Origin of the sequence: Desulfacinum hydrothermale DSM 13146 (assembly GCF_900176285.1) — a bacterium.
In the GTDB taxonomy this organism is placed as follows: Bacteria; Desulfobacterota; Syntrophobacteria; order Syntrophobacterales; family DSM-9756; genus Desulfacinum; species Desulfacinum hydrothermale.
The window spans coordinates 21768-41856 of sequence record NZ_FWXF01000010.1 but is presented as its reverse complement, the minus strand read 5'-3'; the positions used below and the strand labels follow the sequence as shown (position 1 = coordinate 41856).

At 62.2% G+C, this 20089-nt stretch carries 13 protein-coding genes; 8 read left to right on the top strand and 5 right to left on the bottom strand.

Translation table 11 applies throughout. The annotated features are described in order from the left end of the window. A complete protein-coding gene (locus B9A12_RS09960) occupies positions 1–2517 on the bottom strand; it encodes a TIGR03960 family B12-binding radical SAM protein (protein ID WP_170920521.1) in 2517 nt (838 codons plus the stop codon). 271 nt (positions 2518–2788) lie between these two features. On the opposite strand from B9A12_RS09960, the gene B9A12_RS09955 reads away from it, so the two are divergent. Next, positions 2789–3109: a hypothetical protein gene (locus tag B9A12_RS09955; protein WP_084057743.1), complete on the top strand. Its 321-nt coding sequence runs from the start codon at positions 2789–2791 to the stop codon at positions 3107–3109. A 171-nt stretch (positions 3110–3280) separates the two neighbouring features. Here B9A12_RS09955 and B9A12_RS09950 read toward each other — a convergent pair whose 3' ends face one another. Beyond that, complete coding sequence (locus B9A12_RS09950) at positions 3281–4966, bottom strand: FAD-dependent oxidoreductase (protein WP_084057815.1); 1686 nt, start codon at positions 4964–4966, stop codon at positions 3281–3283. A gap of 698 nt (positions 4967–5664) precedes the next feature. Between B9A12_RS09950 and B9A12_RS09945 the strand changes: the two genes are divergently transcribed. From B9A12_RS09945 to gspG, 7 genes are all read left to right on the top strand, one after another. Next, complete coding sequence (locus tag B9A12_RS09945; protein ID WP_170920520.1) at positions 5665–7491, top strand: autotransporter assembly complex protein TamA; 1827 nt, start codon at positions 5665–5667, stop codon at positions 7489–7491. A 25-nt stretch (positions 7492–7516) separates the two neighbouring features. Then, a complete protein-coding gene (locus B9A12_RS09940) occupies positions 7517–8059 on the top strand; it encodes an acyloxyacyl hydrolase (protein ID WP_170920519.1) in 543 nt (180 codons plus the stop codon). Between the two features lie 284 nt (positions 8060–8343). Then, the gene (locus B9A12_RS09935) at positions 8344–12399 is read left to right on the top strand and encodes a translocation/assembly module TamB domain-containing protein (protein ID WP_084057740.1); all 4056 of its coding nucleotides are present in this window, start codon (positions 8344–8346) and stop codon (positions 12397–12399) included. Positions 12400–12771: 372 nt separating this feature from the next. Beyond that, positions 12772–14448, top strand: coding sequence for a 2-oxoacid:acceptor oxidoreductase subunit alpha (locus B9A12_RS09930; protein WP_170920518.1), 1677 nt, complete (start codon positions 12772–12774; stop codon positions 14446–14448). Next, positions 14435–15301, top strand: a complete 867-nt coding sequence (locus B9A12_RS09925; RefSeq protein WP_084057738.1) for a thiamine pyrophosphate-dependent enzyme — start codon at positions 14435–14437, stop codon at positions 15299–15301. The genes B9A12_RS09930 and B9A12_RS09925 overlap by 14 nt, the downstream gene beginning before the upstream one ends. A gap of 61 nt (positions 15302–15362) precedes the next feature. Next, on the top strand, positions 15363–15779 hold the full coding sequence (locus B9A12_RS09920) for a hypothetical protein (RefSeq protein ID WP_084057737.1): 417 nt from the start codon (positions 15363–15365) through the stop codon (positions 15777–15779). Positions 15780–16216: 437 nt separating this feature from the next. After that, positions 16217–16663 (top strand): type II secretion system major pseudopilin GspG, encoded by a 447-nt coding sequence (gene gspG / locus B9A12_RS09915; protein WP_084057814.1) that lies wholly within the window; start codon positions 16217–16219, stop codon positions 16661–16663. Between the two features lie 293 nt (positions 16664–16956). Here gspG and pfkB read toward each other — a convergent pair whose 3' ends face one another. Genes pfkB through B9A12_RS09900 form a run of 3 tightly spaced genes read right to left on the bottom strand, consistent with a single transcriptional unit; the run spans position 16957 to position 20089 of the window. Then, positions 16957–17895 carry a 1-phosphofructokinase gene (pfkB, locus tag B9A12_RS09910; protein WP_084057736.1) on the bottom strand — a complete coding sequence of 313 codons (939 nt, stop codon included), beginning with the start codon at positions 17893–17895 and terminating at the stop codon, positions 16957–16959. Positions 17896–17903: 8 nt separating this feature from the next. Next, complete coding sequence (locus B9A12_RS09905; RefSeq protein ID WP_084057735.1) at positions 17904–19529, bottom strand: NADP-dependent glyceraldehyde-3-phosphate dehydrogenase; 1626 nt, start codon at positions 19527–19529, stop codon at positions 17904–17906. Next, positions 19526–20089 carry a DUF2062 domain-containing protein gene (locus B9A12_RS09900; protein ID WP_084057734.1) on the bottom strand — a complete coding sequence of 188 codons (564 nt, stop codon included), beginning with the start codon at positions 20087–20089 and terminating at the stop codon, positions 19526–19528. Before B9A12_RS09900 ends, B9A12_RS09905 begins: the two co-directional genes overlap by 4 nt.

Sequence of the window (20089 nt, the reverse complement as noted above, 5' to 3'; positions counted from 1 at the left end):
CTAGGACTCCAGCGGATCCACGGACACTTTGCACACGCGAGCCGCCCCGGAAAGGGGTGCGGAATCCGCCATCATTTGTTCCAACACGGCCTGGGGCCGGAAGTGCAATCCCGGCCGATCCACCAGGCGCAGGACGACGGCCGTGGGATCGAGGCGCTCCAGGCTTTCCACCACCTGGGTCAGAGGCGCCGTCGCCTGGCCCCTTTTGGTCTTCTTGACCAACTGAAGCCGGGGCCGGGAACGCCAAATTTTGATGATACAGTCCACTTGGGAGGGGGTCAAATGGGAAACTCGGTACGTGATGAGCCGCTCCCGCGGCGGCGCATGTCCCGCTCGATCGGCCTGAACCTGCAGGACACGCAGCCCTTCCGGGAGTTGGGCGTTGAGGACTTCCTGGATGCGGGAGGGAAGCACCGCCCTTTCCAGTTGGATCGTTCCCTCTTCCGCCTCACTCTCCATGCCCAAAGGCAGGGCTTCCGAAAAGGAAATCTTCGGATGGGGATGAAATCCCTGGCTGAAGACCACGGGAAGGTGCGACCGCCGACACGCCCGCTCAAACAACCTGGCCACTTCCAGCTGCCCAAGAAAGCGGGCGAGGCCGCATTTGGCGTACCGAAAACGGTACGTTGACGCAACGCCCGGACCCAACGCGGCCGAAGGGCCCATGGAGGGACGCAAGGCCGGTTCCGCCTTGTGCAGATGGGGTCGCACGATCTTGTGGTCGCACACCCCGCACTGACTGCATGGATTCCAGCGGCAGTCTTCCGTGGGGTCCTCACGGTGGGCCTTTTCGTATTCTTTCCAGAGAAAATCCTTGTCCAGACCGGCGCTCAGGTGGTCCCAGGGCAATACCTCATTCTTTTCGAAAGAACGTTGGGCAAGTTGAAACGGATCCACACCGGCCCTCTGGAAGGCTTCCAGCCAGGTGCCCATCCGCAGCCATTCCGCCCACCCATCGAAGCGGGCCCCGTGTCGCCAGGCATCTTCGATCACGTCGGCCAAACGTCGATCTCCCCGGGCAAAGACCGCTTCCAGAACGCTTTGATCGGGATCATGCCACTTGAGGCGCACGCCGGGCTTTTGGAGCCGCCCCTTGAGATGGGCCAGGCGCCTTTCGATCTCCTCCTTGGAGATTTGGCCCACCCACTGGAAAGGGGTCATGGGCTTGGGGACAAAGGTGGAAACGGACACATTCACCTTGCCCTTGCGGGCCTTGCCCGCCTTCCACACCTCCAGGGAAAGGGCCGCCAGAGCGTCCAGGTCCTCCAGGGTTTCGGTGGGAAGGCCCATCATGAAATAGAGCTTCATCAAGTTCCAGCCCAGATCGTAGGCGGTCCGGGCGGTGGTGAGCAGATCGGCGTCGGAAATGTTCTTGTTGATCACCCGCCGAAGCCGCTCGCTGCCCGCTTCCGGTGCCACCGTAAAGCCGGTCTTTCGCACCTTGCGGATCTGTTGCATCAGGTCCTGCGTGAGGGTGCCCACCCGCATGGACGGCAGAGAAACGGCCACTTTCTTGTCCCCCACCGCGTCCATGAGGGCCCGCAGCAGGGGGCCCACCTGGCAGTAGTCGCCCGTACTGAGGGAGAGCAGCGACACCTCTTCGAACCCGGACCTGTCGATCGCCATCTGGGCCCGCTCCAGGACCTGCACCGGATCCCTTTCCCTGACCGGACGATAGATGTAACCCGCCTGGCAGAAACGGCATCCTCGGGTGCATCCCCGGGCGATCTCCAGGCCCAGTCGATTGTGGACAATGTCCGCCAGGGGCACCAAAGGAGCCAAGGGGGGCGGGGAGACGCGGTCCAGATCGGTTATTAACCGTTTGCGCACGTGGGTGTAGTCGGCATACAGGGGCTCGACCCCTTCCAGGCGCCCGGCAGCGTCGTAGCGGGCCGAAAAGAAGGCCGGCACGTACACTCCCGGGATCTTTCGGACCTCTTCCAGGAATTCTCGCCGCGAAGCCCCCGCCCCTTGCCAACGCCGGTACATGTCCAAGAGTTCTTTGAGGGCTTCTTCGGCCTCACCCAGAAGGACCAGATCGAGAAAGGGCGCCAAGGGCTCCGGGTTAAAGGCGCAGGGACCTCCGGCGATCACGAAGGGATCCTCGTTTCCCCGCTCGGCGCTTCTCAGGGGAATGCCACCCAGGTCCAGCATCGTCAGAACGTTGGTGTAACTCAGCTCATACTGAAGGCTGAACCCAACCAGATGAAAGCGGTTGAGCGGCTTGCGGGATTCCAGGCCGTAGAGAGGGGTGCCCGTCTCGCGCAGCCTCCTTTCAAAATCGGGCCACGGAGTGTAGACCCGGTCGGCCATGACCTCTTCCATGTCGTTCAGGAGGTGGTAGAGGATGTGTAGCCCCAAGTGGCTCATGCCCACCTCGTAAACATCGGGGAAGGCCAGGGCCATACGGATGGTGGCGGCATCGAAATCCTTGAGCCGCGCGTGGGTCTCTCCGCCCGTGTAGCGGGCGGGCCGTTCCATATTGATGAGAAGATCGTCCAGGTTGATGCTCTTCATCCACTCTCTCGCGGAAAGGACCCTTACGGGTCGTGCTCGGTCGATGGTCGGGCGATGGAAAAACAGTTCTATATACGGAAGGCCAGCAAGGGGGTCAACCCCAAAGACCCGCCTTGCCGCGCCCACTTTGTCCTTGCAATCGCCCCGGGGCCATGCTAAGGGATACGTGAAATTTTTATCACTTTCAGGCACCCGCCGATGAGCGGACCCGATATGCGTCAATGACAACAGAAATTGTTGAGCCATCCAGGGAACAGAAGGAGGAAGAACGATGAAGGTGTTTTTGGGCGGTATTGCCGCAGCGTTTTTGGGAATCATAGGGATCTTTATCTTTTTTGGTCCGTTCCTGCACCTGCTGGCAGGAGCTGTGCCGTTGATGCTGCTCCTGGGCGGCGCCATGGCGGCCTACCTGGGTTACGACGAAGTCAAAGATCAGCTTCCGTTCGGAAAGAAGCAAGAAGAAGAGGAAGCGGCTCCCGCCCCGGCCTCCGATGAGGCGTCCAAGTACAAGGAAGAGGCCGAAAAATACAAACAGGAAGTGGAAAAGCTGAAGGCCGAGCTGGAAAAGGCCAAGGGCGAAGCGGCCAGCTGATTCATGGCTGCAGCCTGAGTCGAAAAGACAGCAAAAAAAGCCTCCCACGCCGTGGGAGGCTTTTTTTGTTGTCCGTCCGGGCACAGGGGGCCGGCAGCACGGGCCCGCCTGACAGCCCCAACCTTCCGTCCACACAAGAAGGGAACAACCGGAGCATTCCGGGGCACGCTCCTAGGACAGGGCGGCCGCCTTTTGCCACATGAGCAAGCTGCGGTGGCCCCCGCTCAGATTCTTGGCGCGGAATCCGTGCTGGCGGAGCGCCCGGGCGGCCACATAGGAACGCTGGCCCACAAAGCAATAAACCCAGATCTCACGATCCCGCGGCAGTTCATGCATCCGCCGACGCAGATCCCCCAGGGGGATGTGCACGGCCCCCTCCACGTGGCCCCGCTTGAACTCGAAGGGTTCGCGCACATCCAAGATAAACACGTCCGCGGGAGGCGCCGTCAGGTCCGGGGCGTGGACCACCTCCACATCCCCTCTCAAGACATTGGCTGCAATCATCCCCGCCAAATTCACAGGGTCTTTGGCCGAGCCGAACTGAGGTGCATAGCACACTTCCGCCTCTTCCAGGTCGAAGACGGTTCCACCCATTTGCATGGCCATGGAAATCACGTCGATGCGCTTTTCCACGCCCTCTTTCCCCACGGCCTGAGCGCTGATGATCCTGCCGTCCTTCCTGGAAAAGATGAGCTTGATGGTGATGACCTCGGCGCCGGGGTAGTAATTGGCGTGGTGGCCCGGGTGGAGGTAGATCTTTTCGCATTGCAGAGGCGATTCCCACAGGCCCAGTCTTTTCAAAACCCGCTCACTGGGCCCCGTGGCGGCCAGTACCTGATCCAAGACCCCCACCACGGCCGTTCCTTGAACTCCCCGAAAGCGGGCCTCTCGACCGCAAATCACGTCGGCGGCGATCCGCCCCTGGCAGTTGGCGGGACCAGCCAATGGCATGGGGGCCCAGGTGCCGGTAACCACATGGTAGACTTCCACCGCATCGCCCACGGCCCAGATGTGGGGATCGCTGGTCTGCATGCGCTCATCCACCCGGATGCCCCCTATGGGCCCCAGTTCCAGGCCTGCTTCCGCGGCCAGGCGGGTTTCGGGGCGCACCCCCACGGCCAGGATGACCGCATCGGCATCCACTGTCTCGCCGGACTGCAGGTGCACGGTGAGAAGCCCCTGCGCACCTCGGGTCACCCGCGTCACCTCCTGGCCGAGCCGGATGTCCGCCCCTCGCTTGGTCAGGGCTTGGTGGATCGGCACGACCATTTCCGGGTCGGCAAGGGGCATGAGCTGGCACTGCAGCTCCACGATCGTCACCCGAAGGTTTCGGCGGATGAGATTTTCCGCCATTTCCAAGCCGATGTATCCACCGCCGATGATCACCACACGCCCCGCCCGGGCATCTTCGATCCGTTGTCGAATCTCCTGGCTGTCCGGGATGGTCCGAACGGAATAGACCCCCGGAAGATCCAGCCCCTCGACGGGAGGACGGACGGCCGCGGCCCCTGGAGAAAGGACCAGGGCGTCGTAGCTTTCCTCATATTCTTTTCCGTTTTCGTGATCTCTTACCGTAATGGTTCGCCTGGAGCGGTTGATGGCCGTCACCTCCGAGCGCAACCGCACCTGGATGTTGAAGCGCGTGCGAAAAAGCCCGGGCGTGGCCACCAGCAGGCTCTGCTCCCGGCGGATCACATCCCCCACATAGTAAGGCAAGCCACAGTTGGCGAAAGACACATGGGGCCCGCGTTCGAACACGATGATCTCCGCCTGTTCATCCATCCTTCGGGCGCGAGCGGCGCAGGATGCCCCTCCGGCCACACCTCCCACAATGAGAATCTTCTTTCCCTTTCCCATGAAAGCTTTCCTCCCGATCCGATCGGCTTCATGCCACCCGGAGTGACTTTTCTTCTCGCCCTTTACGGCGTCCCTTGCCCAGGATTCGTTTTCCACCATAGACAAGAGTCTTCCATGGGGCAATGTGGCACCATCCATGGAGTTGTGGACACGGCTCCAAAGGGCGAATTGGGCCCGGAGCCTTGCCAAGGGCTTTGGGGGATTCCATAATGCGAACAAACTGGAGACCTGTCCGAAAACGCCGGACTTGCTCCCTTTTGGCAACGACCTGGCCCCATGAGGACACCAATGAAGTGAAGACGCCTGGTGTGGATGCCGGGATGAAAACAGGAGGCCTTAATGCCAGTGGGGACGACCCGGCGGGTCGCCCCCACGGAGGGTGTTCACAGGATGGTTTTGGCTCGGAGCTTTTTTTCGCACAGCATCTTAAGAGGCTGTGCAAAAATAGCTCTTGGCCTTTTTGGCCTTTCTGACAAATGCAATTCAACTGTGCTATCTGATGCTTTTTTGAGCTTTGTAGAGGCGGTTCGGAACCCGCCCCTACTGCTGAAACGCCAGGCCGGCAACACGGGCCCGGCTAACTGAGCCGACCTTTCGCCCGCACAAGAAAGGAGCAAGCTGGGCGTTTTCGAACACCCTTCCAACTCGGCACTTCACCGGGGATGGAATCTTGGGGAAACGCTGAGACAGGAGAACGCATGAAGGCCGTGGGTCAGAGAGAGGCCGAAGGCGTGTGGCTCCCTTGGCTCTGGATGCTCATGGGGACGCTGATCTGGTCGGTTTGCTGCCGCCCACTCCCGGCTTTTTCAAAGGACGCGACGATCATCTCCTATGCAGTGCATTTCCAGGGCTCACTGGAAAAGCTGGACCTTGCGGCCTTTCGGCCCTTCCTGGACAGCGTCCGGTTGCAGCCGGAAGGGGCTGTCTCCTTGGCCCAACTCAGGCGAAGAGCTCAAAGGGACCAGCAGACCCTCCGCAGGTGGCTTCGCTCCCAAGGTTATTACGGTTGCCGCGTCACGTTCCGAGTGGAGACAGAACCCGGCCCCGTTCAACTGGTCTTCCAGGTGGCCCCGGGAACCCCTTATCTTTTCGATGCCCCGCGACTGGATGCCCCGCATCTGGAAGACAGAGTGCGAAAAGAGCTCCTGGACGCACTGAACGCCACCCTCCCCCAGGGGGCGCCGGCCGTTTCCAAGGACATTCTCGAGGCAGACCAGCGGCTGCTCACTGCCTTGGCCAACAACGGGTACCCGCTTTCGCGCATCGCCAAAAGAAAGGTGGTGGTGGATCACCAGGTGCACCGTGTTCGGGTGTTCTACACGGTGGACCCGGGGCCGAAAGCGTTTTTTGGGCCCTTGCGCATCCAGGGCCTGGAATCGGTCTCGGAAGAAGTGATCAGGACGCGCATCCCCTGGCGGGAAGGCCGCCTTTTCGACCGGCGCCTTGTCCACGAGGCCCGAAATCGGCTGATCTCCCTGGACCTCTTTTCACTGGTTCGCTTTTCTTTGGGCCATGAGGTGGACGCCCAGGGACGACTTCCCGTGCTGTTGACCGTCCTGGAACGAAAACATCGGACCTTCAGGGGAGGCTTGTCCTACGCCACGGACACGGGCCCCGGGGCGAAGATCTTTTGGCAGCACCGAAACCTGCGTCATCGGGGGGACCGATTGGACGTGGGGGCCACCGCTTCCCCCATCAAGCAGAAGCTCCACGGCACTTTCCTGGTGCGCGATTACATGAGAAGAAACCAGTCCCTTCAGATGGATGCGGGATTTTTGCGCGAGGATACCGACGCGTACCTATCCCGGGCAGCGCACACCCTCTTGTCCCTTCGCCGCGATCTCGGCCGCGGAAGACGGGCAGCTGCGGGAATCGGCTTTCGCTTGGCCTCCGTGGACGAAGATGAAGACAAAAGCTCCTTTGCGCTTCTCCATGCGCCCGTCCTCTTTACCCTGGACACCACGGACGACCTGCTGGATCCGGCCTCGGGGCAGAGGCTGGAGATCGCCATGACACCCTATTGGGACCTGGGGGACCTGTCCTTGGCCTTTTCCAAGCTGTCCGCAAGGGCCGGCATCTACCGGGACCTGCTGGACGACAGGCGACTCATCCTGGCTTTCCAGGCCTCCGTGGGGACCATCTTGGGCGCAGGCCGAGACGCCGTTCCGGCCGACATACGTTTCTACACGGGAGGGGGCGGCTCCATCCGAGGCTATGACTACCAGAGCGTGGGCCCCCTCAAAGGAACGGACCCCGTGGGTGGACGATCCTTCTTTGTGGTGAACGCCGAAGCCCGATGGAAGATCACCCAGCGCTATGGGATGGTTCTTTTTGTGGACGGCGGGTCCGCGTATGCCGATTCCCTGCCCGATCCTTCTGACACTCTGCGCTGGGGGGCCGGCCTCGGGGTGCGCTACTATTCACCGTTGGGACCCTTCCGAATCGATGTGGCCTTTCCTCTCAATCCCAGAGAAGACATTGACGGTGCCTTCCAATTCTATGTAAGTCTTGGACAGGCTTTCTGAGGTTCCCGTATGTATGGAGGTTTCGATGCGTAAGGCCCTGAGCGTTGCGATCCTGTCGGTCTTGCTGCCGGTCCTGGTCCCGGCTCGCCTACCGGCCGCGGAAAAGCTCCAGTTCGGAATGGCGGTCCGTTCCGGATTTACCGCCATAAAGAAGGAGGAAACCTTTCATATCCAAGACTTGGTGGCATTTCATACCCTGCCCTGGGACTGGACATGGAAGGACGGCTGGTATCTCAATACGTTCTGGGAGATCCACTTCGGATTGTTGAGCGCCGCCGGTGAAGACCGCGTACTCTTTTCCACGGGACCGGCCCTGAGCCTGCAGACACCGTGGAAGCGCGTTTCCATCGTTTTCGGTTTGCGCCCGGCCTTTCTCGAAGACCATGTGTTCGGGCGGGAGAATGTGGGGGGCGCCTTCCAGTTTACGGAAGATTTGGGAGTGGATCTAGAGCTCCTCAAAGGGTTGAGCGTGGGATACCGCTTCCAGCATCTGTCCAACGCCGGCATCTATGAACACAATCCCGGTCTCGATTTTCATGTCTTCGAGGTGCGCTGGATCTTGCCCTAGGAGGCTGCCCGAAAATGGCTTTCGCCCTTTTGTGGCTTTCTGACCAGTTGAAATTCCACCGGTCCCGTGGCGCTTTTTGAGATTGCAGACAGCCTTGTAGGGGCGGGTTCCGAACCCGCCCCTACAAGGCATGGCCAAGCCGGTCGCACGAACCCGTCTGGTCCTCCCAACCTTCCGTCCACACAAGAAGGGAGCAAGCCGGGCTTTCTCAACGGGTCATCCGTATTCCATATTCCACCGGCTGCCCTGCGTGATGGACATGGGGCAGGAATCACCACATCATCATGAAGACACTTCTCAAACTTGCCGTTCTCGTCCCTTGTGTGGCCTTGGTCTTGGTTGCAGCGATTTGGGGTGCCCTCCAGCTTCCAGGGACCAAGCGGTTCGCAGCCAAGGCCCTATCCCAAAGGCTTTCCAAACCCGGACAGGTGATCGAACTGGAAGGCCTTTCCGGCTGGATCCCCTTTTCCCTGGGCGTAAAACTCCTCCGGATGGAAGACGCGGAAGGGCCGTGGCTTGAAGTGAAGGACGCGCAGCTGGACTGGAACCCGTGGATGCTGCTCCGAGGGCGTCTTCAGTTGCAAGCGCTGGGAGCCGAACGGCTTCGGCTTTTGCGCCTTCCCCAAACATCCCAGCCCGCTTCCTCCCCGGAAAAGACAGAGGCCTGGTCCCCCCCGAAAAGCCTCTTTCCCATCACCGTGGAACGCCTCTTCCTGGATCACCTCTTTTTGGGCGCTCCCGTGGTGGGCGAGGCCCTGAGCGCCTCCCTGGAGGGAACCGTGAGGTCCCAGGCGAAAGAGGGCACGCTGGAGGCGACCCTGACGGTAACGGGCCGAGAGAAGGCCTCCGGCACGCGGCTATCCCTGGACGCCCTGTTCACACCGGAAGCGCCTCACCTTTCGGTCCGACTCCAATTTTTTGAACCGCCTGCAGGCTGGGTGCAGCGCCGCCTGGGCATGGCCGACAAAGGCGAGATGACCGCGCAGGTGGAGGCGGAAGGCGATCTTTCCCGGTGGGAGGGAGCGGTCACTGTCCAGTCTGCCGCGCTGGGGCACGCCCGTTTTTCTCTTGTTTTGGATCTTCCCCGGACCGGCCACCCGCTTCGCCTTTCCGCCCGAGGCACGGCGGAGCCTTCCCGCTCCCTTCTCCCGGAACCGTGGGCCCCCGTCCTGGCCCTCCCGGCGAATCTTTCCCTTCGGGTTCAAAGACGGGAAGACGGCGCCTTGGAACTGTCCTCTTTCCAGCTCACCTCGTCCGCACTGGATCTTGACGTGGCTGGCCGTGTCCGCCTGGATCCCTTGAAGGTGGAGGAGGCATCCTACCAGGTGGCGTTTTCCGATCTACAGGTTCTTTCTTCCCTGACGGGCCTTCCGGTTTCGGGCAAGGGGTTGTTGGAAGGGACCGTGAGGGGAAACGCGAAAGAACTGGCGGGCGACACCGTGCTTTCCCTTGCCAACGTTTCTCTCCCGAAACTTTCGGGAAAGACCGTCCGCCTTCAGGGCCGTTGGAGCATCGGCCTGGGGGCCAGGCAGGTCTATCCGTCCTTTGTTCTGGACCTGGACGGCGAGGCCGACCGGCTGGTTTTGACCCACGGAAATCCCGTAGCACTTGAGAGACTTCAGGTCTTCGCCCGCGGGCGGCTGGCTCCGGAAGGCAAGCTGGTTCTGAAAGAAGCCCGAGTGCAGATCCCGGATATGGGCCTCGTGCAACTTTCCGGAACCGCGGATCTTGGAAAGCAGAGTCTGGAGGCAGGCTTTGATCTGGAGCTTCCCGCCCTGGGCCGTTTTTCCTTTTTGGCTCCCCAGGATCTGGCGGGACGATTGAAGGCCTCCGGCACCGTGGAAGGCCCCTGGAACGCCCTGCACCTCAAGGCCTTGCTGGAAGCAAGCCACGTGGCCTTTGGGACCGCCCACTGGAAACACATTCGAGCGGACCTGGACGCAACGGATCTCCCCCGCTCGCCCCAAGGCCGGCTCACCCTGCACGCCGAACACGCCCACGGCCCCTTGATACTTCAGGCTCGTTTCGCAGCCAAAGACGGCATGGTGGATCTTTCCCGCTTGAACGCCCGCTTTCGGGACGCCCATGTCCAAGGCAATCTCGAGGGAAACCCCGCCGCCATGGCCTTTTCCGGGCATTTGGCCCTTTCCGTCCCGCGACTGGAACAGCTGGGAGAGGTGGTGGGCCAGGACATGCGCGGCAGCCTCCAAGCCCGTTTGGATCTCACCCGGGGCAAAGACGGGTCCCGGGCCCGCGGCAGCCTTTCGGGCACATCCATTGGATTCGGGGACTTCCTCTTGCAGACGCTACGATGCGATCTGGACGTGACCCGTCTGGCGCGCAACCCCGAAGGAACGATCCGTTTGGCGGCTGCCGGCCTGAAGGGGCCGTCTCTAACGGTGAACGAGGCGCGGGTGGCAGTGGAAGCCCAGGGCCGGCGGTTGGCCTTTTCCTCGCGATGGAAGGGCCGTGCCACCGCGCCTTTCCAGGTGGAGGCGCAAGGGGTTGTGGAGCGGAAGCCGAAAGAGCTGGACGTTTTGTTGAACCGGCTTTCCGGCCGGCTCGGGGAGATGCCCTTTTCCCTCGATCGACCACCGACCCTGAAACGCTTGGGAAACCGCATGGAAGTGTCGGAATTCTCCTTGAGACTTGGGGATGGAGCCGTTCGAGCCGAGGGGGTCTGGGAGCCGGGGGCATCCAGGGCGGCGGTGAGGCTCCAAGACCTGGACCTGAAGCTGGTCCGACTTTTGGGAGGACCGGCGATCAACGGGCGCCTGAACGGGCGGGCCCGTCTTTTGACGAAGCCAGCCGGCCCCAGGGTGCAGGTGTCCCTGAATGCCGAAGACCTTCGACCGCCGTCGTGGAATGCGGACTCGACACCGGCCGCATCGGCGCAAGTGGACTTGTCTTTGACCCCCCAAAATCTGCGGGTCAGAGGCGAAGTGAGCGGTTTTGCCAAGGGGCCCACCCGCCTGGAAATCTCTCTTCCCGTACGGTTCCATCTGGATCCGTTCGCCTTCCGGATCCGCCGGGACACGCCGCTGCGGGGCTTCGCGGATCTCACCTGTGACTTGGAAAGGCTGACGCCCCTTCTGGAACTGGACCGCCAGCACATTTCGGGCCTCCTGAGGAGCCGTCTTTATCTTTCCGGATTGTGGCCACGTCCGGAAGTGAACGGCACCATGGACCTGGATGGGGGGCGATACGAAAACGAGGATCTGGGACTTTTGGTCCAAGACCTGCGTCTTTCCGCCAGGGCCTCCGGGGGCCACATCCGCATCCTGGAGTTGACGGCCCAAGACGGCTTGGGGGGCCGCCTGAAAGGCTCGGGGACTGCTCGGCTGGGGCCGTCCCAGTCCTACCCGTTCTCGATCCAAGCGACCCTCGAAGATTTTGCCCCCACACATGGCGATGATGTTTTTGGAAAGGTCTCCGGCCAAATGAGCGTATCGGGTTCCATGCAGGACATGACGATCCGCGGTCGACTCACCGTGCAGCCCCTGCAGATCATGCTGCCCCAACGGCTTCCGCCGGAAATGACCGAGATCCAGGTGGAGGAAGTGGGAGGCAAGACGCCCCCTTCGGCCCGGCCCGAAAGCCCCCCTTCTCCCACAAGCCCTTCCCGGATCCGCTTGGATCTTGCGGTGGACTTTCCCCGCCGGACCACCGTTCGCGGCTGGGGGCTGGATTCCCAATGGAAAGGCGCCGTGCGTCTTTCCGGAACGACTTCCAAGCCAATGATCACAGGGCGCTTCCAGACGATCCGGGGAACCCTGGATTTTTTGAACAAGCGCTTTCAGGTGAAGCAGGGAACGGTCGATCTCCACGGCAGCTTTCCCCCCGATCCCGTGCTGGATGTGACGGCCGAAGCCGCACTGAAGGAACTCACGGCGGTGGTGACCATCACGGGCCCCGCCTCCAAGCCCGCCATCCAGCTTTCCTCCACTCCCGAACGCCCCCAGGACGAGGTCCTGGCCCAGATCCTCTTCGGCCGAAGCGCCTCCAAGCTCACCCCTTTCCAAGCACTCCGACTGGCCAAGATCATCAAGACCCTGGCCACGGGCGGGACGAACGCGCCGGGAATGTTGGACCGGGTCCGAAGCAGCCTGGGCGTGGATGCCATTGAGCTCAAAGGGACCGGCGAGGGGTTGGAAAACGCCCGCTTGGGGGTGGGCAAGTACCTTTCGGATACGGTGCGCGTGGAGGTGGAGCAGGGCCTTGGGGAGGGCTCCGGCCGCGTGGGCGTGGAAGTGGAGGTGACCCCCAACATTTCCCTGGAAACGGAGTTGGGAGGAGACACGGGTGCGGGCGTGGGGGTCCAATGGAGGATCGACTATTGAGAGCCTGTCCAAGAACGTCCAGCTTGTTCCCTTCCTGTGCGGACGGAAGGTTGGGACTGCCGGCTGGGGCTGCGCCGTCGGCCTGGCCTTGCGGGAGCAGGGTCGGGTTCCGAACCCGCCTCTGCAAGGCCCCCAAAGAGCCACAAGGCCCAGGGACATTTCAAGCAGCTAGAAATTTCAAAAGGCCGAAAGGCCATTGCCAGACAGCCTCCCGGAAGAAAGTGGCGGATCCGCCCAAGGCCGTCTCGAAAACGCCTCCATCTGGAAACGATTGGCACGGTCCACTTTCCAGGGCGTATCCAGCGTGTTAAAGGGATGAAGCAACGCAACCCACTCCCAACGCCGCCATCTTCTCAGTCAAAGGAGCCGAATATGTTGGACTGCACCCTTGTGATCGCCGGAAGCGCCGGCGAAGGCATCCAGACCATCGGGGACGTGCTGGCCGATGCCTTGAGCGCCCACGGCTACGCCGTCTTTACCTGGCAGGAATATGAATCGCGCATCCGAGGCGGACAGAACACCTACACCATTCGGGTGCGCCAAGACCCCTGCAACGCGCCCACCTGGGAAGCGGACATCCTTTTGTGCCTCAACCAAGGGGCCTATGAAAAGGCGGCGGGCCGATTGAAAGACGGCGGGATTCTGCTGGCGGAAGAGCCCTATGACAAGGCGGCCATGGTCGTTCCGTTCAAGGCCATGGCCCAAGAAAGGCTGGGGCGCGTCATCTATGCCAACACCATCGCCGCGGGGGCCCTGGCGGGAGTCCTGGGCATGGAACGCGACGCCTTGGAGGAGGTGCTGGGCCGGGAATTCGCCGCCAAGGGCCTGGAGGTGGTGGAGGCCAACCGCCAGGCGGCCCGGCTGGGATACGATGCGGCCGATGCGGCCTGCCGAGACGCCTGCCCCTGGTCTTTCCCCAAAAGGAGCGGATCCCACTACCTGGTGACGGGCAACGAAGCCCTTCCCATGGGCGCGGTGCGGGCCGGGTGCCGCTTCATCGCCGCCTATCCCATGACGCCCTCCACGGGGGTGATCACCTTCTTGGCCAAGCGATCGGAAGAACTGGGTATCTTCTGCGAACAGGCCGAAGATGAAATCGGAGCCATCAACATGGCTCTGGGAGCCAGTTTTGCCGGAGCCCGCGCCATGACCACCACCTCGGGAGGAGGCTTCGCCCTCATGGTGGAAGGCATCAGCTTGTCCGGAATGACGGAGGTACCGGTGGTGATCGTGCTGGCGCAAAGACCCGGACCAGCCACGGGGCTTCCCACCCGCACCGCCCAGGGAGACCTGCTCTTCGCCGTCCACGCCGGCCACGGGGAATTTCCCAAGGCGGTCTTGGCCCCAGCCGATCCCAAGGACGCCTTTCACAAGATGGTTCGTGCCTTCAATCTGGCCGACCGGTTCCAGATTCCGGTGATCGTGCTGAGCGACCAGTTCCTGGCCGATTCCCGGTTCACGATCACCGATTTCGAAATGGATCGAAGCCGGCCGGAATCCTTTCTGGCCGACCCGGAAAGCTTGACGATCTACAAGCGCTACGCCCTCACGGATGACGGCGTTTCTCCGCGTCTCGTCCCCGGAATGAGTCACCACCTGGTGACCGCCGACAGCGACGAACACGACGAGTGGGGACACATCACGGAGGATCTGGCCGAAACGGTTCCCGCCATGATGGCCAAAAGGCTCCGAAAGGCCCAGCACCTGTGTCGGGCCATGAAACCGCCGGAAGCCTATCGGGTGGAGGACGCGCGGGAGGTCTTCTGTTCCTGGGGGGCCACGCGGGGTGCGGTCCTGGAGGCCGTGGACCGGCTGCGGAAGGAGGCCGTGCCGGTGGGCATCCTCCATTGGACGGAACTGTGGCCTCTTGCCCCCGTGACCTTCCCGCAAGGCGCGCGGCTCTGGACGGTGGAAAACAACGCCACGGCTCAACTGGCTTCCCTCCTTGGCCAAGGCCTGGGCCTTCGCATCGACCGACACATCCTTCGCAGCGACGGGTTGCCTCTCACCGCCCGATACATCAGGAGGGCTTACCATGAACGTGCATGATCCCTTTCAAAACGACGTGGAAATCCAATGGTGTCCGGGATGTCCCAACTTCGGGATCCTGACGGCCCTGAAAAGAGCCTTCGTGGATCTGCAGTTGGAGCCTCACCAGGTGTGCCTGGTTTCGGGCATCGGCCAGGCGGCCAAGCTGCCCCACTACCTGCGATGCAACTTCTTCAACGGACTCCACGGCCGCGCCATCCCCGTGGCCCTGGGAATTCACGCGGCCAATCCCACGCTCACCACCGTGGTGACCACCGGGGAAGGCGACTGCTACGGCGAGGGAGGCAACCACCTGCTCCACGCCTTCCGCCGCAACCCCAACATGACCGTGGTGGTGCACAACAACGAAATCTACGCCCTCACCAAGGGACAGGGATCCCCCACCACCCCGGTGGGGGAAGTGCGCAGCCTCCAGGTTCACGGAGTGGAGATGACACCGCTCAACATGCCGGCCGTGGCCGTGCTGCACGACGGGGCCTTCGTGGCCAGGGGCTTTGCGGCAGACCCCGATCATCTCAAGGATCTGCTGGTGGAGGCGGTTCGGTGTCCGGGGCTGTCCCTGGTGGAGGTGATCCAACCGTGCATCACATGGGGACCCCACCCGGTGAGCTGGTACAAGGAAAGGCTTCGGCCGGTGCCTACGGACCACGATCCCACCAACCGGGAGGCGGCCCTCCGGCTTCTGTTGGGCCAAGACGGCCGATTTGTCACCGGGGTGATATACCGGGGAACGGAACGCCCCCTCTTTGGGCACCGCTTCCGATCGGCGGTGGGGAACGAGCCCTTGGGTCGCCTGGGCTTTCCGGAAAATGACGTGGTTCGCTCTCTTCTCGACAAATTCCGCGCCCATTAGTACAAAAGTTTCCATTGGTCGGCTGGGTCTTTGAACAACCAAAACGGAAGGAGGAAGGACGATGAAGCGGTTTCTGTGTGTTCTCATGGCTGTGGGATTGGTTGCGGCGGCGGGGTGCGCCAAGAAGGGCCCAGAGGAGGCGGCCAAGAGCTTCCTGGAAAAGCAGATCGTTTCCAAGCACAAGGGCATCGAGATGGATACCTCCAATCTGACCTACAAGGTAGTGGAACAGGATGAAACCAGCGCGGTGGTGGAGGTGACGGGAACCATCGAGGTGGAAGCCCGGATTCCTCTGGTCAGGAAGGGCGGCTCCTGGGTTGTGGGACAAAAGGAAAGAGCCCCAGAAAAGACGGGCCCGGCACACATGAAATCTTCCCAAGCCGAGACCCCGGCGCAGCATCAACCCGCCAAGACCGAACACGCACCGAACCAAGGAGCCCCCAAGTCCCAAGGCGGCCATCACGGCGAGCATTCCTAACGGTCTCGATGGCGCATGATCGCCCTCAAACGTAGGGTTCGCGGGGGCGACCTGCCGGGTCGCCCCCGCGCAAGCGGCTCGCACCAGCCGCCTTTCCGACCATGCGGATCGCAGCCGAGGCCGCTCCTCCAGGCATCCAGACACACCTTTTTGACACGCATCAGGACGCCCATCGAGTTTCCCTGGGGAATCATCATAACGGGTGTCTGTTTTCAGAAAGTTCCATCCATCCCAAATCGTGGACAGACCTCCACGGCAGGTACGGTCCCGGCTGTATCCAGCCTCGCCGTTTTTTTCCGAGCGCCACTGAGCCCACGAAGAGGATCCGCCCGTCTCTTTTCGGGTGCTCTCTGGCGGAATGGGGAATTTTGGGCTAAGATGATATGCCTTTTCGGGAGGCCGATCGCGTGACGGAAACGGGGAGAGAAAGGAAACACATGAGGACTCACCATCCACAGGAACGCAGACGATCAGGAAGCCGGTCTGCTGCGGGGTTCACTCTCATCGAATTGCTCATTGTCATGGTCATCCTGGGGCTTTTGGCTGCCCTGGTGGCTCCCAAGATGTTCCAGAAGGTGGGCTCGTCCAAGATCAAGGCCGCGAAGGCCCAGGTCGCACTCCTCGGAACAGCTCTCGATACCTTTCGGCTCGATGTGGGCCGATATCCCACTTCCGACGAGGGCTTGGATGCGCTCCAAACCAACCCCGGACTGGATACCTGGGACGGTCCCTACCTTCCAAAGGCCGTTCCCAAGGACCCCTGGGGCCGGGACTATGTCTACAGGTGCCCTGGAGAACACGGCGACTACGATCTCTATTCGCTGGGCGCCGATGGACAGGAAGGCGGAGAAGGGGAAAACGCGGATATCGTGAGCTGGGAGTAAGTGGGGGGGTCCATTGCTTCAGCGATGTGAGTCGGAATAGCGGCCTTCCGAAAGACCCAATCTGCGCCGCTGCCGCCACGATGCTGAAAAGACCTCTGCGTGTGCCAATCCCTCCCTCAGCAGGGGATTTGCCGGCAATTGGGGCCGCGGGCAAGCCCGCTCCCGGCAAGGGTTTCTAGAACGGATCCTTCAATCATCGCGGCTTTCGCCGCTCCTACGGCCGGGTCCAACACCTCCGCGCCGGCCCCCACCTTCCCCCAGCTCTTCTTCCTGTCACAGGGGGGCAGGGGCCTTCACCCCTCCGGGAGCATCTCCACCACAACCTGGGGAAGGATCTCCTCCACGGTCCGGCGGTGACAGAGCTCGGTGCCGGGGGTCATGGCGGTGGCCGTGCCGGCGGCGCAGGCCAGCCGAATGCACTCTTCCAAACCTTGGCCCCTCCAGTGGGCCAGAACGAATCCGGCCACCGCCGAATCGCCCGCCCCCACCGTGGAATCCACCTGGACCGGAGGGCCCACGGCCCTGATGGCCGGCCCCTCCGCACAGGAAAGGATCAGCCCCTCTTTCCCGCGGGAAACGAGCACGAAAGGCACACCGCTGCGGTGGATGTCCCGGCAGGCGGCGACGATCTCCTCCTGGCTCGAGAGGTCCCGGTCCACCAGACGGCTCAGTTCGTGCCGGTTGGGCTTGATGCAGTGGGGCCGGTAGTTCAGAGCCTCGCGAAGCGCCTCTCCGTCCGCGTCCAGGACCACGAACGCTCCCTTCCTCCGGGCCGCCAGCACCAGCTGGCCGTAGACACTGGGGGAAACCCCTCGGGGCAGGCTGCCGCTCAAGACCATGTGGTCCATGTCCGGCAGGCCCAGGATATGATGGTACAACGCGCCGATCTCGGCCGCCCGTACTTCGGGGCCTGCAGCGCTCAGCACGAACTGCCGTCCCGTTTCCGCTTCCTTCACAATGATGTTGGTTCGGGTTTCTCCCCCGATGCGCACGAAGTCGGTGAGTACGCCCGCATTGATCAGCAGCCCTTCCAGGTGAGAACCGCCGTAGCCACCCACGAAGCCCAACGCCACGCTATGGCCTCCCAGTTCCCGAATGACCCGGGAGACATCGATGCCCTTGCCTCCCGCATAGCAGGTTTCTTCGCGGACCCTCACGGTGTCGTCTTCCATGAGCCGATCCACCACGAGCGTTCGATCCAGGGCCGGGTTGAGCGTGACGGTATAGATCATGGGGCACCTCAGAGCAGAAAGTCCGTGGAAAGGAAACGCGACAGCCGCTCCCGCAAGATCGTGCGGACGCGGTCCTTGCTGCTTTCCTCGTCACGGGTGGCCACCAGCGTGCGGATGGAAAAGGCTCTCAAAGCGTCGAACACCGAAAGGGTCGATTCCGCGCTGTCCTTTCGTCCGGTGAAGGGAAACGTGTCCGGCCCCCTCTGGCATTGGCAGTTGAGATTGACGCGGCACACCTGATTGACCAGCGGATCGATCAGCTCCGCTATCCTTCCCGGGTCGGTCCCGAAGATGCTCAGTTGCTGGCCGTAAGGAGATTCAATCACGGCCCGAATCGGCTCTTCCAGGTCGTCGTAGGGAACCACGGGCAGGACGGGACCGAACTGTTCCTCGTGGAAGAGCCGCATCCGCGCATCCACCGGGTAGATCACGGCCGGACGGAAAACGGAGCGGTAGCGGGATCCGCCTCCTTCGTTGACAACGCGAGCGCCTTGGGCCACGGCATCGTCGATCAGGGACGCCAGGTAGTCCGGTTTGTCCGGTTCCGCCAGGGGCGTGATCATGGGATCCTGCCACGGAAGTCCCAGGCTCACGGAGGAAACGGCGTCGCTCAGTTCCCTCACGAATCGCTGAGCCAGGGACCTGTGGACGAAGAAGATCTTGAGGGCCGTGCAACGCTGCCCGTTGAAGGACAATCCTCCCAGCACACATTCCCGGACGGTCACTTCCAGGTCCGCGTCCGCAAGGACGATGGCCGGGTTCTTGGCCTCCAGCCCCAGGACACAGCGCAGCCGGTTCAGCTTGGGATGACGCTGCCTCAGGGAATTGGCCACCTGGCTGCTCCCGATGAAGGCGAACACATTCACCTTGCCCGATTCCATGAGGGGAGGAATGATCCGGGAGCCGGATCCCGTCACCATGTTCACCACCCCCGGTGGGAAGGCGTCCCGAAAGGCCTCCAGGAGGGGCTCGTAGAGGAGGCAGCCGTGTTTGGGTGGCTTGAAGACCACCGTATTTCCCATGAGCAGCGCTGGGATGAGGGTGGCAAAGGTTTCATTGAGTGGGTAGTTGAAAGGCCCCATGCACAGGACCACCCCCAAGGGAGCCCGCCGGATCTGAGCCAGGATGCCTTCTTGGAAGACGAACCGGGAAGACGCCCGGTCCAGATCCTTGAGCGCGTCGATGGTATCCCGGATGTATCGGACCGTGCGGGAAAATTCCTTTTCCGCATCCTGGCGGCTTTTGCAGATTTCCCACATGATCAGGCGGATCACCTGGTCCTTGCGGGCGATCATCCTGTGTACGAAATCTTCCATATGGCTCAAGCGTTGCCCGATGGATAGGGTGGGCCAGGGGCCTCGCCCATGGTCGTAAGCACCATAGGCGGCTTCCAGGCATTCCAGGGCCTGGCCCTCTTCCAGATCGGGAACGCGGCCCAGGCGGACGGGCTCGGCCTCTCCGCCTTCGCCCGCCGTGTGAATGGGAGACAGCACGGGACTCTGCGGACCCGACCAGGGAACCAGGCGACCGTCGCACAGGTAGACCCGCTGGTCCACGAAGGACGGCCGGAACGGTTCGGGCACCTGGTCCATGGATCTCAGGATCAGGCTTTTCAGATCACTTGGTGGGTTCATGGGGCCCTCCTCTGGGATGAGCTGGGTGCTTTCCCTCCCCGCCCTTCCGACCTTCGTTCCGCTTTTCGAGCGGCACGCTCCTGACGCAGGCGCTGGCGGGCCTGGCTGAGTCGCGTCTTCACCTTTTCCCTGTACCCGGTGACGGCACGAAGCGCCAGCCAATAGCCCAGGACCGCCAGGGGCAGCCCCACCACAATGCCGCCCACAGTCATGGCACCCAGAACGTGGGGCATCTTCTCGAGAACGTAAAGAAACCCCTTCGCCTGCAGGGCCGTACCCTGGTGTGCAGACTTTCCCAGGCTCAGCAAACGGGCTCCCACCCAGTAGGTGAACGGATAGATGAAGGGAGCGGTAAAGGGGTTGGTGATCCAGACGCCCGCCGCGGCGGCGATTTTGTTCCAGCCCAGCAGCGCCGCCAGTAAGGCGGCCAAAACCATTTGCACCCCCAGGGTGGGGCTCAAGCCCACAAAGATCCCCAAGGAAAATCCCAGGGCGATTTCATGGGGATCCCCATGAATCCTGACGAAGCGGTCGGAGAAGCGGCGAAGTTTTTCGTTCAT

What these genes read in the sequence shown, in the direction of transcription:
- B9A12_RS09945 (WP_170920520.1), top strand. Translation starts at nt 5,665, where the DNA reads ATGAAGGCCGTGGGTCAGAGAGAGGCCGAAGGCGTGTGGCTCCCTTGG.
- B9A12_RS09955 (WP_084057743.1), top strand. Translation starts at nt 2,789, where the DNA reads ATGAAGGTGTTTTTGGGCGGTATTGCCGCAGCGTTTTTGGGAATCATA.
- B9A12_RS09900 (WP_084057734.1), bottom strand. Translation starts at nt 20,089, where the DNA reads ATGAACGAAAAACTTCGCCGCTTCTCCGACCGCTTCGTCAGGATTCAT.
- B9A12_RS09960 (WP_170920521.1), bottom strand. Translation starts at nt 2,517, where the DNA reads ATGAAGAGCATCAACCTGGACGATCTTCTCATCAATATGGAACGGCCC.
- gspG (WP_084057814.1), top strand. Translation starts at nt 16,217, where the DNA reads ATGAGGACTCACCATCCACAGGAACGCAGACGATCAGGAAGCCGGTCT.
- B9A12_RS09950 (WP_084057815.1), bottom strand. Translation starts at nt 4,966, where the DNA reads ATGGGAAAGGGAAAGAAGATTCTCATTGTGGGAGGTGTGGCCGGAGGG.
- B9A12_RS09905 (WP_084057735.1), bottom strand. Translation starts at nt 19,529, where the DNA reads ATGAACCCACCAAGTGATCTGAAAAGCCTGATCCTGAGATCCATGGAC.
- B9A12_RS09940 (WP_170920519.1), top strand. Translation starts at nt 7,517, where the DNA reads ATGCGTAAGGCCCTGAGCGTTGCGATCCTGTCGGTCTTGCTGCCGGTC.
- B9A12_RS09925 (WP_084057738.1), top strand. Translation starts at nt 14,435, where the DNA reads ATGAACGTGCATGATCCCTTTCAAAACGACGTGGAAATCCAATGGTGT.
- pfkB (WP_084057736.1), bottom strand. Translation starts at nt 17,895, where the DNA reads ATGATCTATACCGTCACGCTCAACCCGGCCCTGGATCGAACGCTCGTG.
- B9A12_RS09935 (WP_084057740.1), top strand. Translation starts at nt 8,344, where the DNA reads ATGAAGACACTTCTCAAACTTGCCGTTCTCGTCCCTTGTGTGGCCTTG.
- B9A12_RS09920 (WP_084057737.1), top strand. Translation starts at nt 15,363, where the DNA reads ATGAAGCGGTTTCTGTGTGTTCTCATGGCTGTGGGATTGGTTGCGGCG.
- B9A12_RS09930 (WP_170920518.1), top strand. Translation starts at nt 12,772, where the DNA reads ATGTTGGACTGCACCCTTGTGATCGCCGGAAGCGCCGGCGAAGGCATC.